This window comes from Pseudoalteromonas sp. 0303 (assembly GCF_013349995.1).
Lineage (GTDB): Bacteria > Pseudomonadota > Gammaproteobacteria > Enterobacterales > Alteromonadaceae > Pseudoalteromonas.
In genome coordinates this window covers 31076-47036 of sequence record NZ_JABVXF010000035.1, presented here as the reverse complement: position 1 = coordinate 47036, position 15961 = coordinate 31076, and the positions used below count along the sequence as shown (strand labels likewise).

Sequence of the window (15961 nt, the reverse complement as noted above, 5' to 3'; positions counted from 1 at the left end):
TAACAACTAAGCGTAAGCACTCTGATGCAGTTGCAGATAATTTGCTTAACCAGAACTTTAATCCGGTAGCACCCAATTAGATTTGGGCTGGCGACGTGACATACCTGAAAACTGGTGAAGGCTTGGTATTTCATTTGTAGCAGCTACAGAGCAAGACAAAGCTTATTTGCTCGACTTAAGATTAAATACCATGGTTGAGCACTTAGAAAATCAGGGGTTGTTTTTATCACTTGAGCAGCATCAAGAACGAGTGGCTGAGCACTTTGAGCATAGTCATTTAGTGTTAAATGATGGGCAATGTGTAGGCGCTGCCAAGTTCATCGTAAGTGACCAAGCAATCAGTTTATTACAGCTACAAATTGCACCTAAAGAGCAGGGCAAAGGGTTAGGCACTAAGGTGTTAGATGCACTAAAAGCACAAACAGCAGAGATTAATTTAACGGTGCTAAAAGCGAATCCAGCGTATGGGCTTTATCAACGGGCAGGGTTTAAAACTCTAGGCGAAGACGACTATGAGTTTCATATGCAGTGGCAGAAATAAAAAAGGGCGCTGTTAAAAACTAAGCGCCCAATTTTGACTATTTCTTTTCTTCGTCAGGTAAGGTGACGTTTAGCTCAAGTACGGCTAAGTCATCTTCGTTTTGGTCAAACTGCACCTGAACTGCATCAGTGTTTACATTCACATATTTACGAATAACATCAAGGATGTCTTGTTTTAGCTGTGGTAAGTAATCTGGTGTACCACGCTGTGAACGTTCGTGCGCGACAATGATCTGCAATCGCTCTTTTGCTAATGACGCACTGCTTTTCTTTTCTGAGCGGAAGTAGTCAAGTAAAGACACATTAACCTCCAAAAATCCGTTTAAATAAGCCTTTTTTCTCTACGTCTAAGAAACGAAAATCAACAGTTTCGCCTAATAAACGATTGATTGCATCTGTGTATGCTTGGCCTGCATCCGATTCACCATCAAGGATAACCGGTTGACCAGAGTTTGATGCACTCAGTACAGCTTGTGATTCAGGAATAACGCCCAGTAGTTTAATCGCTAAGATTTCTTGTACGTCTTCTACCGAAAGCATTTCGCCTTTTTCAACACGCTCAGGATTATAGCGAGTTAATAGTAGATGTTCTTTTACGCTTTCAAGGCCTTCTTCAGCACGTTTTGATTTGCTGTGTAAAATGCCAAGAATACGGTCAGAGTCACGTACTGATGATACTTCTGGGTTCGTTGTTACAATCGCTTCATCAGCGAAGTACATTGCCATCATTGCACCAGCTTCGATACCCGCTGGAGAATCACACACAATGTAATCAAAATCTTTTTTCAGCTCGTTTAGTACGCGCTCAACACCGTCACGGGTTAGGGCGTCTTTATCACGGGTTTGTGAGGCAGGTAAAATATGTAGCTTATCAACGCGCTTATCTTTAATAAGTGCTTGATTTAAGTTAGCTTCGCCATTGATTACGTTTACGAAGTCATAAACAACACGGCGTTCACAACCCATGATAAGGTCAAGGTTACGTAGACCAATATCAAAGTCGATAATAACGGTTTTAAAGCCTTTAAGCGCTAAACCTGTGCCAATCGCAGCACTCGATGTGGTTTTACCAACACCACCTTTACCAGAAGTAACGACAATCACTTTTGCCATGAGATTTATCCTTTAACCAAAGCTGAAATTTCTAATGAATCATTTTTTTGTTGGATTTGTACTGCGCTGCCCCAGTGTTCACCTTGTAGAGAGTCGCTGATCCAATAACTACCATTAATCGAAACAAGTTCTGCTTCTAATTTTTGGCAAAATATATTTGCTTCGTTGTAACCTTTAGCCCCAGCAATTGCACGGCCACGAAGAGTGCCATAAATGTGCACGTTGCCATCGCTAATCACTTCGGCGCCATGACTTACAGCACCAATTACGATTAGGTCGCGGTCTTTTGCATACACTTGCTGACCCGAACGTACAGTGCCATGAATAACTTGCGCAGGCAGGTGAACGGTTTTTTCAACGATAGATGTATTTGTTTGTTGTTTAGCGGTTGCACCCTTAACGTCTTGTGAATAATTTAACACCGACAGGCCCGCAGCTTTTGCGCTTTCGTTTTGCTCTTGAGAGCCATTACAAACCCCAACAGGGTTTAACGAAAGGCCGCTTAACATTGATTTTAAGAAAGAGAAATCAAGCGCTTCATCTTGTACGTCGCTTAAGTTGATTACGATAGGCGCACCGGCAAAGAACTTAGGTGCTTGGGCGATTTTCTCATCTAACTGCTTACTTAAAAGGGCTGTATCTGCTGAAAATAAATGTAAAACAGATAACGTAAAAAGGTTCCCTTTTAATTCAAAAATTTGTTCCGACATACACGCTCAATTGAATTGTCTGGATTAGCATTATTTAAGTATAAACACAGGCTGAACAAGGCATATACAGTAAAAATCTAATCTATTTTTTCTAACTTATTATATCACTCATGTTATAGTGTGCGCCTTCGTTAAGCAAGATATTATAGGGCCATAATGCTAACTGCGGTGTATAAAAGTATTAAAAAAGCGGATACATACCTTTTTGTAGAAAAAAGAGATGATTTCTCACGCGTACCAGAACCATTACTAGAAACGTTTGGTCAACCTAAGTACGTGATGATGATTAATCTAGCAAGCCGTGAAAAGTTAGGTGTGGCAGACTTAGACGCGGTTAAGCAAGCGTTAATTCACCAAGGGTTCTACTTGCAATTACCTCCGCCGGAAGAAAATCTGTTAACCCAATTTAAAAAAGACAAGGGAGTTGAGAGTGATTAAAAAACTTGCCGTCATTTTACTCAGTGCTTCACTAAGTACTTCAGTATTGGCAGAACAAAAGACACAAGCTGATTTTGACGTTTACGTTGCAGCATTAAAAAAAGAAGCACTTGAAAAAGGCTATGATGAAGCCTTAGTTGATCAAGCACTTGCAACAGCTAAATTCAAAAAGAAAGTGATCTCAGCTGATAAAAATCAGCCAGAAGTAAAAGAAACCCTCGAAACTTATTTACCAAAACGTGTGCCGCAATGGAAAATTGACCGCGCGCGTAAGTTATACAAAGAAAACCAAGAGGTTCTTGAAAAAGTCGCTAAAGAATACGGCGTTCAAGCACGCTTTATTGTCGCACTTTGGGGCCTTGAAAGTAACTTTGGTAAAATCCAAGGTGGTCACAGTGTAATTGCATCATTAGTTACGCTTGCTTTTGATGGTCGCCGCGAAACCATGTATAAAAACCAACTTTGGGCTGCGCTTGATATCTTAAAAGAGGGTCACATTACCCTTGATAAGTTCAAAGGCTCTTGGGCTGGTGCAATGGGGCAAACGCAGTTTATGCCAACCTCATTTAACGCTTACGCTGTTGATTACAACGGTGATGGCCGCAAAGACATTTGGACCACAGAAGAAGACGCATTCGCTTCAATTGCTAACTACCTTAAGCAAGCAGGTTGGAACGATGATTTAACCTGGGGTCGCCAAGTTAAACTACCTGAAGGCTTTGATAACTCAAATATTCTTAAGCGTGGCACTAGAACACGCAGCCAATGGTTAGAGTATTGGAAAGAGTCAGAGCGCAGCCTTGCTGATTGGCAAGCTCTTGGTGTGCGTAAAATGGATGGTAGCGACTTACCAAACGTTGATGTTACCGCCGCAATGGTAATGCCAGATGACGTAAACGGCCGTATGTATCTAGCCTACGATAACTACAAAGCACTTATGCACTGGAATCGCTCGTATTACTTTGCAACCAGTGTTGGTTACTTATCAGACCGCATCGGTTACCCAGCGATTAAGTGATTAGATACTAGAGCCTAGGTAACTAGGTTCTAGGCACTAGGGGATTTGCAGAAAGCGCGAGTTTATCTCGCGCTTTTTTATTACTACTGCAAAAGATCTCTAAGTGAATTACTCACAAAGAGTTCAAGAGGCGCTGCGCTTAAGAGGAAAAATACAAAATTATTAAAATATACTTGCTAACTTTACTCTTGTAACTTTCCCTTCGATACAATTTTTAAACCTTAACTTTGAGTGCTTGTTGCAGTGCATCAGCGTCTTTACAGCCAAGGTATATGTTTTTTCCGTCAGTTAAAGTTATTTTAATGGCTTGTCCAACTGACGCATTGTATAACCAGCCATCATTTAGCATACGAATGCCAATTCCTTGATACCACTTTGTTTTGTAAACTGAGGTCTCTGCAATCTGAGATAATTCAACATCTTTGCTAATAATCCCAAACCCAAAATACCAACGAAGCGTTTGCTCATTGATGACTATTGTTAGTGAAAAGAACAACAAAGTAACAAGCAGGTTTATCGATAATATAATTATTTTGAGGTCAGCCAGTTCAGGCGATAAAATTATAAAGGCACTAATCACTAATAAAATAACAATTAACGAGTAATTTATTTCTGTCTGTTTATACATAGCTTAATATCCTTTTAAGTCAGAACGTAAATAAACGTTTAGTCATTAGTATAGCAAAGGCAAGTGTAGTTATGATTACCCGTTCAAAACGCGCTAAAGCACGACCTACAAGAGAGCGCGCGAAACAAGTTTCACGCCTACGATAGAAAACATTAGGCGCTAGGATTTAGGCTATGGGACGCGATATAAAATCGCAGCTACATGTTCGGCGTTAAACGCATCCTACGCCGAGAGGGGATTGGCGTAGGTCGTCATTTATGGCGACAAAACCTTAAACATTTCTCAAATGACGCGCTAAAGCACGACCTACAAATTTTTCCCTTGTAACTCGCTAACTTATTCCCCTTTCCCCGGCTTTTTCAAAATCTTGTCTTTAAAATCAAGTACCTTGCCAATGCCAGAGCCTAGTTTCATTAGGCTTTGAAGTTGCTCAGGGCTTAAGCGTTGTAGCTCTGCAGACCATTTGGTTACGGTTTCAAGTAGGTCGTGAATTTCTTGCATTTGCTGTTGAGCAAAGCGTTCATCATCATTGTGGGCTTCTTCTAAAATGTTATCGCGAAGCAGGCTAAGGGTTGGGTCTATCTCGCGCTTTTTACGCTCTTCGAATACGCGGTTGGCCATATCCCAAATGCTGCCAGCAGGACCGTAGTATTCTTTACGGTCGCCCGGAATATGATGCACTTTAATTAAGCGCCAAGACTGTAGCTCTTTAATGCCCATGCTGACGTTTCCGCGCGAGATACTTAAGGTATCGGCAATTTCATTGGCGGTCATTGGCTCTTTAGTAATGGTTAATAATCCACACATTTGACCAATGGTGCGGTTAAAGCCCCAACGGCTACCCATTTCACCGCAGTGCATAACAAAAGCTAAGTTTTTTTCAGATAGGCTCATAATTTTTAGTATTCAAAAATTTCAGAAATTAAATGCTAGCACGCTCGGGGTATAACTAAAAGAAATAGCCACTATGCAATCTGCTACTACTAAAGTGTGGATACGCCACATTTTAAATTTAAGTTATTGAAATTAAATAATAGTTTAATTAAATACCGCAGTGGTTAGCTATTTGATGTGGATCAATAATAGTGACAGTCAATAAGTTTATCGTATAGGCTGAATCGCAATTTATACCATGGAGGAAGGTTATGAAAGCTGCAGTAAATAAAGAGTACAAAGGTAAATTAACTATCGAAGATATCCCATGCCCAGAGGTGGGAATTAACGATGTGCTAGTTAAAATTGCCGCGTGTGGAGTGTGCCACACAGATTTACATGCTTGTCATGGAGATTGGCCAGTCAAACCGAAAATGCCATTAGTACCGGGCCATGAAGGGGTAGGTACTATCGAAAAAGTAGGCGCAAACATTAAACACTTATCAGTAGGCGACCGTGTCGGTGTTCCTTGGTTATACAGCGCCTGTGGTCATTGTGAGTTTTGTTTAGAAGGTAAAGAAACTTTATGCCTTGAGCAGCACAACACGGGGTATTCAGTCGATGGAGGTTACGCCGAGTACTGTGTAGCTCATGGTGATTACGTGGTTAAAATTCCTGAAGGATTAGGCTTTGCAGAAGCCGCACCACTATTTTGTGCTGGGGTTACGACTTATAAAGCGCTTAAAGTGACTGATGCCAAAGCGGGTGATTGGGTTGCAATTGTTGGTGTTGGCGGCCTTGGCCACTTAGCAGTGCAATACGCAAAAGCAATGGGCTTTAATGTAATTGCCGTTGATACCGGCGAGAGCAAGTTGGCACTAGCCAAAGAGCTTGGCGCAGACATCACCATAGATTTTATGAAGCAAGTGCCTTCAGAAACCATTTTTGAACAAGTAGGCGGCGCACATGGTGTTGTGTGTACTGCCGTATCAAAACCCGGTTTTGAACAAGCCTATAAAAGCGTACGCCGTGGCGGTAAATGCGTACTTGTAGGTTTGCCACCCGAAGATATGCCACTGCCAATTTTTGATACCGTATTAAATGGGGTATCTGTTGTAGGCTCAATCGTTGGTACGCGGAAAGACTTACAAGAATGCCTCGACTTTGCAGCAAAAGGTAAAGTTAAAGCCATTATTGAAGAAAAACGCCTAGAAGATATCAACGATATATTTGACGACATGCTAAAAGGCGACATCACTGGTCGAATCGTGATGACGCTTTAAGCTTAGTCTTTAATCAAGTACTGTCAGGTTTGTTGAGTGATTCAATTGAATCTGACAGTTTTCATTGTTTGCAGGATCAAAAAGTTAACTTATTGGTCTTACACATTTTCCTTGTAAAAAATATTATTGCATATCTAGCTAAAGTTAGGTGTAATGATAACTGAACATACGCTGAGCAGTGCAGGGAAAGCAGAAATAAAAGCTAAGCTAAAACACTAAAAAGCAAATTCCCGCAGCATAAACAACACCAACTCTGACACACCGAGCAGGTAGCGCCTCAGCCTAACAAGCGATTATGCAACACAAACTGCATGTCGCATAAATACTAAAATGTTTTAAATACACGGCAATCTATACTTGGTGAAAGCACAATGACAGAAACTAGTCTAATCGACTTAAAAGCACTATCTGAACCTGCATGTAAGTTGATTGATGCAGTGAGTAACACTATTGGTGTTTTGTATGAGCCAACGAGGATTCGCCGAAAAGCTAGGGCCGAATCTGATTCGCTTGTTATTATGGCTAAAGGAGAGTCTGACGCACTTGCTCTCAGAGCTGCTAGACGGATTTCAACGCAAGAGACGCGTCGACAAGAAAATATCGAGGGTATAATCGATAAATCAATTAACTTCCTTGATCATAATGATATTGCCGATGGTGTAACTATAGATGTGGATTGGTTGTCGTTTTATTTTGATAAATGCCAAGATGTTTCTATTGAAAATGTCCAAGAACTTTGGGCTAAAATACTTGCGGGTGAGGTTTTAGAACCAGAAGCGTGTAGTAGAGCTACATTGCTTGTCCTTCAATCTCTGAGTAACAATGATATAAAGTTATTTAATAGTTACTGTCAGTTCCTTTTTCAGGTTAACGGTGAGCTGTTGCGTTTTAAATACTCATCACTTAACAAGCATATCGAAAATCGAGGGATACGAGAGGCAGATATTCGTCACCTTCAAGATCTTGGTTTGGTACAACCTCAGCAACAATTCCACTTTACCAAGAATGAGCGATATGTAATTGAATATAATAGCTATAAGTTTGCAATGACGCTGAAAGGTCATCGTGAAAATCGAACAGAGTTTCTAACAAAAGCTGGACGAGAGCTCTATCGATTCATTGACGTTAAACCATGTGAAAAATACTACGAGATCTTGATAAGCAGATCACAGCTAATGGCTCGCAAGGTAAAAGAACTGGAATAAGTATTTATAACAAACTGTTTAAGAGTGATTCGCAACGCGTTGCATTTTTACTATGTGTTGATTTTCCTGATTAAGGTGGTGTGCGGAGGCTTTTGTATTGCGTTGCTCACACTTTAGCAGAGCGTTAGCTTAAAAGGAGTATTCATGATCTATCATTATTGCAGACCTGAAGGTTTCCTTAATATTGTTAAGAGTCAAAAAATATGGGCTTGTGATTTAAAAAAAATGAATGACCCTGCTGAACTTGTTCTAGGCTTTTCAATTATCAGGGATTTATGGGACACAGTATTCCCCGAACAAAAAGGAACATTCAAAGATAATGATATAGAACACGTTCGTTTCTTTTACGTAGGCACTTCTTTTTCAAAGAATAAAGATCTGTTAAGTCAATGGCGTTCTTATGCTGGTGATGGTTGTGGAGTTTCAATTGGCTTTTTAGAAAATGACTTATTTAAAGCAAATTCAGAGAGGCATCAAGTTCCGGTAGAGCATAGAAAAGAAGTAGGGTCTGAGTATACTGTGAGTAAACCTAGGTTCAAACTCGAAGATGTGTTTTACAATAAAGAGTCTTTTACAAATTTTATTAAGGATAAGATGCTTTCATTTAGAGAAACAAATGGAGTTCCTTTCAAAAAAAAAGACGGAGAGCCTACTAGTTTAAATCATGTCTTATTTTATACTGAACTTATGGAAGCTTCTTGTTTACTAAAAAGTTCATTTTATGAAGAAGAGCAAGAAGTTAGACTATTCTCTTCATTATGGTATGAACCGTTAAAAGTCCAAAGCTATAGCTCGCCAAGTGACTTTGATTTGAGACTAGATTTTAGGGCTTCTTCAAATGGTCTAATTGCTTACACACCTGTTAGATTAATAGGGTATGAACATAAAGCTATAAAAGAAGTTATTTTAGGGCCTAAGTCAGAATCTTCAATTGAAGAGATTCAATTATTTTTACGTTTAAACTCATTTGAAAATTGCCATGTAACAAAATCTGCAGGAAAGTATCGGTAAGCTAACAAGTCGTTTAAAAGGACAAAAACAGTTGGCTTTTATCCTTCGTCGCTTTTTATTCGCCGTTTATTAAGGCCTTTCTTTTATACAGTGCCGTCCTGTGGCGTTAACTGACTTTTCCAAAAACAAGCCACTAGTCAAACTTGCTCCCACAAAACAAAAAAGCGCGACTTAACTAAGCCGCGCTTTTTGCTATCAATTTATAATTAAAGTGTGTAGCTAAAGGTTAATTTAGCATCACGCTCTTCTCCTGGCATGCCGCCTAAGAACATTGCTTTTGAGTAATAGGTTTTGTTAAACAAGTTATTTAGGTTTAACTGTAGTTTCCAATCATCTGTATGGTATTGAATGGCGGCGTCGTACACCGTGTAGCTAGGTACGTAGCCATCAGGAATACCAAACGAGGTTGAGTTTGTGCTGCGGTCATCAACATATTGCACGCCTGCACTAATTGTCAGTGGCTCGGCTAAATTAAACCATTTAGCGTCATAGCTTAACCAGCTGCTTGCTGTTACATAAGGCACACCTTTTTGACGAGTATCGAAAGATGATGAGTTAGGGTTTTTCTTATCGCGGGCGTCTTGATAAACCGCGTTTATGTTAAGTTTCCACTGCTCGTTTAAATCGGCATTTAAATCAAGTTCAACACCTTTGGTTTGCTCTTCACCATCGTAAAAGCTTTTTGGTACTGAGGCATCAGATACACCGGCTTCGTAATCTGGGTTGGCATACTCAAGGTTTGTTCGAGCACTATCAAATACCACCAGTGATGCTAGTAGTTGATCGTCAAAGGCTTTTACACGCATACCAATGTCGTTACTGACTGACTCGGCGTCATCGCGGTCTGCTTCGTTACCCGATACACTACCAAGCACGCTGTAGGCAGTACGGCCTTTAGAGTGGTTTACAAAGAACGAAATATCATCGCTCAGTTTGTAGGTTGCACCAAGGTTGTAGGTCATACCGCTGTCTGATGTATCTGCTTCTGGCGTTGGCTCGGCGGCACTTGCGCGGTAGCGCGCATCAACACCAAAGTGTTCGTAGCTTTGTTTAATACGGTTAAAGGCAACGCCTACTCGGGTTGTAAAGGTATCGTGAATATAGGCAACATGTTGAATACCCACACCCCAAGCTTGAACCTTTTTGTTGTAATCGCTGGTTTTTAGCGGGTCGTAATCAAAAAAGCTGCCTTCGCCCCAGTTCGGGTTACGAATATCAAAAATGTAAGGTAATTGACCTTGGTAAATAACCTCTCCATCTTTGTTTTTAATGACCTTGTCGGCATCGTAAATTGAGTATTGTTTAAAACGAATATCGCGGTCTTCGTAGTTGGCGTTTACAAGTAGTTCGTTATCAATACCGGCAAAGCTAAAGTCATAACGCAAGTCAGCAAAGTATTGCCATGATTTTTCGTCAGCTTCTACTTGGCGGTACTCTTGGCGACGCGCGGCAAATGGGTAAAGTACGTCATCAACCACTAAAGGAGCGCGCGGGTCGGCATTTATCACGCCTCTGCGGTTCCAATAAACATAGTTATAAGCACCTGTTTGGCGGGCAAAGCTCGATTCGTAATTACGGTATTGTAGTTGCTGATTTAAAAATAAATTATCGGTAATGAAGTAGTTATGAGTTAACTTAAAGCGTAGCTCTTCGCCTTCGTTATCATTTGCCATTGGCGAGATAATACCGTTATGACCAAAGGTGTAAGGTGTTAGCCCATCATTTGCTGCCAGTGAGTCTGCTAATTGTTGGCGTTGCTGTTCGGTTAGTTGCAGGCCTTTTGCCGTTGCATCGTTAATTAAATCGGCAGCGGTTACTTCACCTGCGGTTTTACCATTCACTGAGTCGCTGTTAAAAATACGAATAGGGTGGCCAATTGAATCAACGGCAATGGCATCTTTGATATAAGCGGCAGAAATCATGATGTCTTGTTTGTCGCTTAATACGTATTTTAATGCGCCATAAATTTCATCTCGGTCGTCTTTTAAGTCGCGGTAGCCATCGCTGCGAGCGGTTTTTGCGTTAACGCGATAAGCAAGATTGTCGGTTAATGCTGCTGTGCTATCAAAGCCTAATGAGTAGCTATCCCATTGACCAAGCTCGGCATTAACGGTGTGCTGCTCAGTAAATTGTGGTTTCTTTTCGATTAGGTTGATAACACCGCCTGCGCTACCCATACCATATAAGCCCGTTGCAGGGCCTTTAAGAACTTCTACAGATTCAACATTGGTCATTGAGCGTGTTGGGTTAAAGGTGTTACCCAGGCCTGCACCGCCATACATGCCATCGTATGTATAGTTAGCGCCTAAACCGCGGATCACTAAGTTATCGCCAATACCGTAGTTATTACCGGCTTGGGTAACACCACTGATGTTACGTACTAAGTCTTGTAAGTTTGTCGCGCCTTGCGAGTTGATAAGCTCTTGGTCTACAACCACAACTGGGGCTGGCGTTTCCATTAGGGTCATATTTGATTTAGTGGCAAGGCCAGATTCAAGTACTACACGGTTTTGTTTGTCGTAAACGGTAATACGTTCAACAGAATCTAAATCGTTGGCGGTTGCATTGAATGCGCTTAAGCAGGCTAGGGCTAAAATTGAATATTTATATGTCGTCATTATAGGTAAATTGTCGAAATTTTTCGGCAATGATAATGCGAGCTATTTTCATTTCAAGTTTTATTTATCTGTTTTGGGTAATTTCTTTGTTTAGATACAAGTTGCTAACAACTGGTTTTATGGTTGGTAATTTTGTTTACGATATAGATACAAAGGAAGATTGCTGACTTCACTAATGCAAAGCCAGCATAATAGCTTATTTAAAAACTTTACCGTCTTTCATAACAAATTGTACATCTTCAAGTACAGCAATGTTTTCAAGCGGGTTGCCTTTAACGGCGATAATATCGGCTAAGAAACCGCTTTTGATTTGGCCAAGTTGATCATCAGCTTTAAGTAGTTTGGCACTATTGATGGTGGCAGACTGCAATGCTTGTAGGGGTGTCATACCAAATTCAACCATACGCGAAAACTGCTTCGCGTTATCGCCATGAGGGTAAATTGCTGCATCGGTACCAAATACCATGTTTACGCCTGCTTTTACTGCACGGTTAAAGCTATCACGTTGCTTTTTAGATACTTGGCGTTCTTTATTGAGGTTTTCTTCTGCAACCCCGTTTTGTTCGCCAAAGGCAAGGGTGTACTCAGTGTTGTAAATATCCATTGAGAACCAAGTGCCGTGTTTTTTGGCAAGTTTAATGGCTTCGTCATCGACAAAGCTAACATGCTCAACACTGTCTACACCGGCAACAATGGCTGCTTTAATACCACTGGTACCGTGCGCATGGGCTGCAACGGTTAGGCCGCGTAAATGAGCTTCGTCAACAATGGCGTTCATTTCGTCTTGGCTATATTGTTGAATACCGACTTTTGTGCCTTTTGAAAATACCCCGCCTGTAGCGCAAAATTTAATGGCATTGGCACCGTACTTAATGTTTTCTCGCACTTTAGCGCGCACAGCCCATGGGCCATCAGCAACGCCTTCGGCGGTGTATTTCATTTCTGGTGGTAAACGGTTGTTATCGCAGTGACCGCCAGTAACACCTAACGACGGGCCAGCCGCCCAAATACGTGGGCCAACAATATCGCCTGCGTTAATGCCATCGCGTACTGCAATCACGCTGTAGCCTTCTGCGCCTAAGTTACGCAGCGTTGTAAAACCTGCATACAGTGTTTTTTCGGCAAAGTGCGCCGCTTTAATTGCTTTACGCGGAATCGATTGACCAATTCGCTCACTGCGTGGCACGGTAGGATCGCTCGTTAAATGCACATGCATATCCATTAAGCCTGGCACCAAAGTCAGTTCTAGTAATTGAATATGCTTATCGCCGTCTTTTAAGCTAGGCTGTTTATTACTTTGTACAGCTGTAATTTGACCGTTATCTATACTAATAAGTGGTGATTTAATCAGTTTACCTGAATTTACATCTACCATGGCTTTTGCCGATAAGTAGGTGGTTGCGTAGGTATTTAAAGAGGTTAGGCAAGCAAGGCCTAAGCTAATAGCAAGAGCTGTCTTTTTCATTTTTATTCAAAATTGGTAAGTCGAGCCGACACTCTAGCAATCAGCTTACAAAGTGTAAATAAACTGCGATAAGTTGCAGCGATACTTGCTAAATAGGGAACTAAACCCTCATAATTTACGCGTACTTAATATAAGGGCAGGGAAAGAATGAAAAACGTAAAACTAGCACTACTTAGTTCGGCAGTGATGTTTGCATTACTTGGTTGTAATGAATCAACGCCAAGCAACGAAAAACCAACTCAAGAAGTAAGCAAACAAGCGCCAAGCGCAACGTCAGCCACAGAGCAACTTGATACATTACTAGCAGACTACTTTGAAGCAGGCTTAAAGTTTAATCCAATTGGCGGTACTTATATTGGTCGCAGCGAATATAACGACCAATTTATCGCACCTATCAGTAAAGCAAACCGCGATGAGCAGCTTAACTTTGTTAAAGAATACAAGAACAAACTAGCAAATATCGACAAAGCGCAATTAACAGGTCAGTCATTATTGAGCTACGAAATTCTAGCCCGCGATTTAGACCTTGCGATTGAAGGCGCTCAGTTTCCAAGTTACTTAATGCCGATTAACCAAATGGGCGGGGCGCATAATACCTTTGCTGCGCTAGGTTCTGGGCAAAGCGCACAACCTTTTAACACGGTTGAAGATTATCAAGCATTTGAAAAACGTGCTGACGGTTTCATCGCTTGGTTAGACAGTGTTGAGCAGTCAATGCGCCAAGGCATGAAAGACAAAGTAGTTCTTCCTAAACCACTTGCTGAAAAACTATTACCGCAATTTCAAACTCATATTGTAGAAAAACCAGAAGAGTCATTATTCTGGGGGCCAATTGCTCAGTTACCTGAGTCTTTCAGCGACGAACAAAAAGCACAGCTAACAAGCGCGTACACGGCGATGATCAGCGAGCGTTTAGTGCCTGCGTATAAAAAAATGGCTGACTTTTTAGCGAATGAATATATTCCAAATGCCCGTGAAAGCATTGGTTACAGCGACCTGCCAAATGGTAAAGCATGGTATGAGTATCAAATTAAACAGCATACTACGCTGAGCCTAAACGCCGATGAAATTCATGACATAGGCTTAAGCGAAGTATCGCGCATCTTATCTGAGATGAAAAAAGTCAAAGAGACTGTCGGTTTTGAAGGCGATTTAAAAGCGTTTTTTGAACACCTAAGAACCTCAGATGAGTTTTACTACGATACGCCAGAAGAGTTAATTGCTGCGTACGAAGCAGTAAAAGAAAAGATTGATGCTAAGCTGCCGCAAATGTTCGATATTGCGCCAAAAGCGCCATACGTTGTAAAAGCAGTTGAAGATTTCCGCGCAGAATCAGCTGCGGGTGCATCTTACCAGTCGCCTGCACCAGATGGCTCACGCCCGGGTATTTTCTATATCAATACCTTTAACCTAAAAGCACAGCCTAAGTTTTTACTTGAAACCCTGTCTATTCACGAAGCCGCACCGGGTCACCACTTCCAAATTGCCTTGCAACAAGAAATTGAGGGGTTACCGCTGTTTCGTAAATTCGGTGGTTACACGGTATTTGCAGAAGGTTGGGCATTGTATGCAGAAAGCTTAGGTAAAGAGCTTGGCTTATTTACCGACCCTTACATGTGGTACGGCCGTTTATCAGATGAGCAATTACGTGCAATGCGCTTAGTGCTTGATACTGGTTTCCACGCGAAAGGTTGGACACGTCAACAAGGTATTGATTACATGTTGGCTAACTCATCAATGGCCGAAAGCGACATTATCGCCGAAGTTGAGCGTTACATTGCATGGCCGGGCCAAGCGCTGTCGTACAAGTTAGGTCAGTTCAAAATTCAAGAACTACGTGACTACGCTAGCAAAGAGCTAGGCGATAAGTTCGATATTAAAGCTTTCCATACGCAAGTTCTAATTGATGGCGCATTACCTATGCCGATTCTTGAAGAGAAAATTAAGCGTTGGGTTAACGAGCAAAAATAACCGCCTTTGCGCGCATGCTGGCTTTACGCTAGAATGCGCGCTGTTTAGGGGCTTTGAGTAATACCATGTTAGAAGATCAATTTTGGCTTAAGCGCTCGCTTGAGCAAATGTCACAACCCGAATGGGAAGCCATTTGTGACGGCTGTGGTAAATGTTGTTTAAACACATTTATCGACAGTGAAGACGAAGATGAATTTACCGCAACGGATCAACTTCGCGAGGGTGAAGAACTGATCTTCACTAATATCGTTTGCCAATACCTAGACAACGACACCTGTGGGTGTAGCGAATATGCGAACCGCCAAACCTTGGTGCCTTCATGTGTAAAGCTCACTAAAGAAAACCTCAAAGATATCTTTTTTATGCCACAAAGCTGTAGCTACCGCCGCCTTTACGAAGGCCGTGGCCTTGCGTCTTGGCACCCGCTACTGAACGGTGGCAGTAAAGATATGATGCATGAGCTGGGTATTTCTGTGCGTGACAAAACAGTGAAAGACTGTGATGTAGACCTAGATGACTTTGACCTTTACGTGGCCGAGTGGCCAACCAGAGACATTGATTAATGAACGCCCTTAAAGCAAGCATTGGCTTGTTAAACCCCAAAAGCCCAACCAATGTGGGTGGCGTATTACGTGCCGCGGGTTGTTACAATGCCAAGCAAGTGTTTTTTACTGGTAGCCGCTATTTACGCGCTAATAAGTATCACACCGATACCAAAAATGTGCTTGAGCACATTCCACTTACGCAAGTTGAAAGCCTAGAGCAAGCAAAGCCTGAAGGTGCCACAACGGTGGTGATTGAGCTTGTTGAAGGTGCAACGCCACTGCCTGAATTTAAGCACCCTGAAAACGCATTTTATGTATTTGGCCCTGAAGATGGCTCGGTTAGTAAAGATGTGTTGAAATGGTGTGATGAAGTAGTGTATGTACCAACCATTGGCTGTATGAACCTAGCCGCAACCTGCAATGTTGTGCTGTACGACCGACTTGCCAAACTCGGTGGTATTGAGAGTTCAAACGACACCATTTGCAATAGTCGAGACACTAACAACTCACTTAAATGGCAACAAAAAAAGAGCGCTAAATAGC

The 15961-nt window shown here is 41.6% G+C and carries 16 protein-coding genes; 9 read left to right on the top strand and 7 right to left on the bottom strand.

Annotated features, from left to right (window positions below):
• Positions 1 to 190 precede the first annotated feature (190 nt).
• Positions 191 to 541 carry a GNAT family N-acetyltransferase gene (locus HUS62_RS18370; RefSeq protein WP_175080720.1) on the top strand — a complete coding sequence of 117 codons (351 nt, stop codon included), beginning with the start codon at positions 191 to 193 and terminating at the stop codon, positions 539 to 541.
• A gap of 37 nt (positions 542 to 578) precedes the next feature.
• Here HUS62_RS18370 and minE read toward each other — a convergent pair whose 3' ends face one another.
• The 3 genes from minE to minC are packed head-to-tail and all read right to left on the bottom strand — an operon-like array spanning position 579 to position 2363.
• Positions 579 to 842 carry a cell division topological specificity factor MinE gene (minE, locus tag HUS62_RS18365; RefSeq protein ID WP_054552047.1) on the bottom strand — a complete coding sequence of 88 codons (264 nt, stop codon included), beginning with the start codon at positions 840 to 842 and terminating at the stop codon, positions 579 to 581.
• Position 843: 1 nt separating this feature from the next.
• Positions 844 to 1653, bottom strand: a complete 810-nt coding sequence (minD, locus tag HUS62_RS18360) for a septum site-determining protein MinD (RefSeq protein ID WP_054552048.1) — start codon at positions 1651 to 1653, stop codon at positions 844 to 846.
• A gap of 5 nt (positions 1654 to 1658) precedes the next feature.
• Positions 1659 to 2363 (bottom strand): septum site-determining protein MinC, encoded by a 705-nt coding sequence (minC, locus tag HUS62_RS18355; protein ID WP_054552049.1) that lies wholly within the window; start codon positions 2361 to 2363, stop codon positions 1659 to 1661.
• A 156-nt stretch (positions 2364 to 2519) separates the two neighbouring features.
• Between minC and HUS62_RS18350 the strand changes: the two genes are divergently transcribed.
• Together HUS62_RS18350 and HUS62_RS18345 are read left to right on the top strand one after the other, a co-directional pair.
• Positions 2520 to 2801 (top strand): YcgL domain-containing protein, encoded by a 282-nt coding sequence (locus tag HUS62_RS18350; protein WP_175080719.1) that lies wholly within the window; start codon positions 2520 to 2522, stop codon positions 2799 to 2801.
• Positions 2794 to 3819, top strand: coding sequence for a lytic transglycosylase domain-containing protein (locus HUS62_RS18345; RefSeq protein WP_175080718.1), 1026 nt, complete (start codon positions 2794 to 2796; stop codon positions 3817 to 3819). The genes HUS62_RS18350 and HUS62_RS18345 overlap by 8 nt, the downstream gene beginning before the upstream one ends.
• Positions 3820 to 4033: 214 nt before the next feature.
• On the opposite strand, the gene HUS62_RS18340 is transcribed toward HUS62_RS18345, so the two are convergent.
• Positions 4034 to 4447, bottom strand: coding sequence for a hypothetical protein (locus tag HUS62_RS18340; RefSeq protein WP_175080717.1), 414 nt, complete (start codon positions 4445 to 4447; stop codon positions 4034 to 4036).
• A 336-nt stretch (positions 4448 to 4783) separates the two neighbouring features.
• Complete coding sequence (locus tag HUS62_RS18335) at positions 4784 to 5341, bottom strand: GbsR/MarR family transcriptional regulator (protein ID WP_054552053.1); 558 nt, start codon at positions 5339 to 5341, stop codon at positions 4784 to 4786.
• A gap of 251 nt (positions 5342 to 5592) precedes the next feature.
• Between HUS62_RS18335 and adhP the strand changes: the two genes are divergently transcribed.
• The 3 genes from adhP to HUS62_RS18315 all read left to right on the top strand — a co-directional run bounded on the left by adhP (position 5593) and on the right by HUS62_RS18315 (position 8819).
• Positions 5593 to 6603 carry an alcohol dehydrogenase AdhP gene (gene adhP, locus HUS62_RS18330; protein ID WP_054563854.1) on the top strand — a complete coding sequence of 337 codons (1011 nt, stop codon included), beginning with the start codon at positions 5593 to 5595 and terminating at the stop codon, positions 6601 to 6603.
• A gap of 371 nt (positions 6604 to 6974) precedes the next feature.
• Complete coding sequence (locus HUS62_RS18325; RefSeq protein ID WP_175080716.1) at positions 6975 to 7808, top strand: DUF2806 domain-containing protein; 834 nt, start codon at positions 6975 to 6977, stop codon at positions 7806 to 7808.
• A 144-nt stretch (positions 7809 to 7952) separates the two neighbouring features.
• Positions 7953 to 8819 carry a DUF2971 domain-containing protein gene (locus HUS62_RS18315; RefSeq protein WP_175080715.1) on the top strand — a complete coding sequence of 289 codons (867 nt, stop codon included), beginning with the start codon at positions 7953 to 7955 and terminating at the stop codon, positions 8817 to 8819.
• A 206-nt stretch (positions 8820 to 9025) separates the two neighbouring features.
• On the opposite strand, the gene HUS62_RS18310 is transcribed toward HUS62_RS18315, so the two are convergent.
• Both HUS62_RS18310 and HUS62_RS18305 read right to left on the bottom strand, forming a co-directional pair.
• Positions 9026 to 11437 (bottom strand): TonB-dependent siderophore receptor, encoded by a 2412-nt coding sequence (locus HUS62_RS18310; RefSeq protein ID WP_175080714.1) that lies wholly within the window; start codon positions 11435 to 11437, stop codon positions 9026 to 9028.
• 196 nt (positions 11438 to 11633) lie between these two features.
• Positions 11634 to 12902, bottom strand: a complete 1269-nt coding sequence (locus HUS62_RS18305; RefSeq protein WP_175080713.1) for an amidohydrolase family protein — start codon at positions 12900 to 12902, stop codon at positions 11634 to 11636.
• A gap of 147 nt (positions 12903 to 13049) precedes the next feature.
• Between HUS62_RS18305 and HUS62_RS18300 the strand changes: the two genes are divergently transcribed.
• From HUS62_RS18300 to HUS62_RS18290, 3 genes are all read left to right on the top strand, one after another.
• A complete protein-coding gene (locus HUS62_RS18300) occupies positions 13050 to 14873 on the top strand; it encodes a DUF885 family protein (RefSeq protein ID WP_175080712.1) in 1824 nt (607 codons plus the stop codon).
• Between the two features lie 65 nt (positions 14874 to 14938).
• Positions 14939 to 15436: a YcgN family cysteine cluster protein gene (locus tag HUS62_RS18295; protein ID WP_054552059.1), complete on the top strand. Its 498-nt coding sequence runs from the start codon at positions 14939 to 14941 to the stop codon at positions 15434 to 15436.
• Positions 15436 to 15960 (top strand): RNA methyltransferase, encoded by a 525-nt coding sequence (locus tag HUS62_RS18290; RefSeq protein ID WP_175080711.1) that lies wholly within the window; start codon positions 15436 to 15438, stop codon positions 15958 to 15960. Before HUS62_RS18295 ends, HUS62_RS18290 begins: the two co-directional genes overlap by 1 nt.
• Position 15961 lies beyond the last annotated feature (1 nt).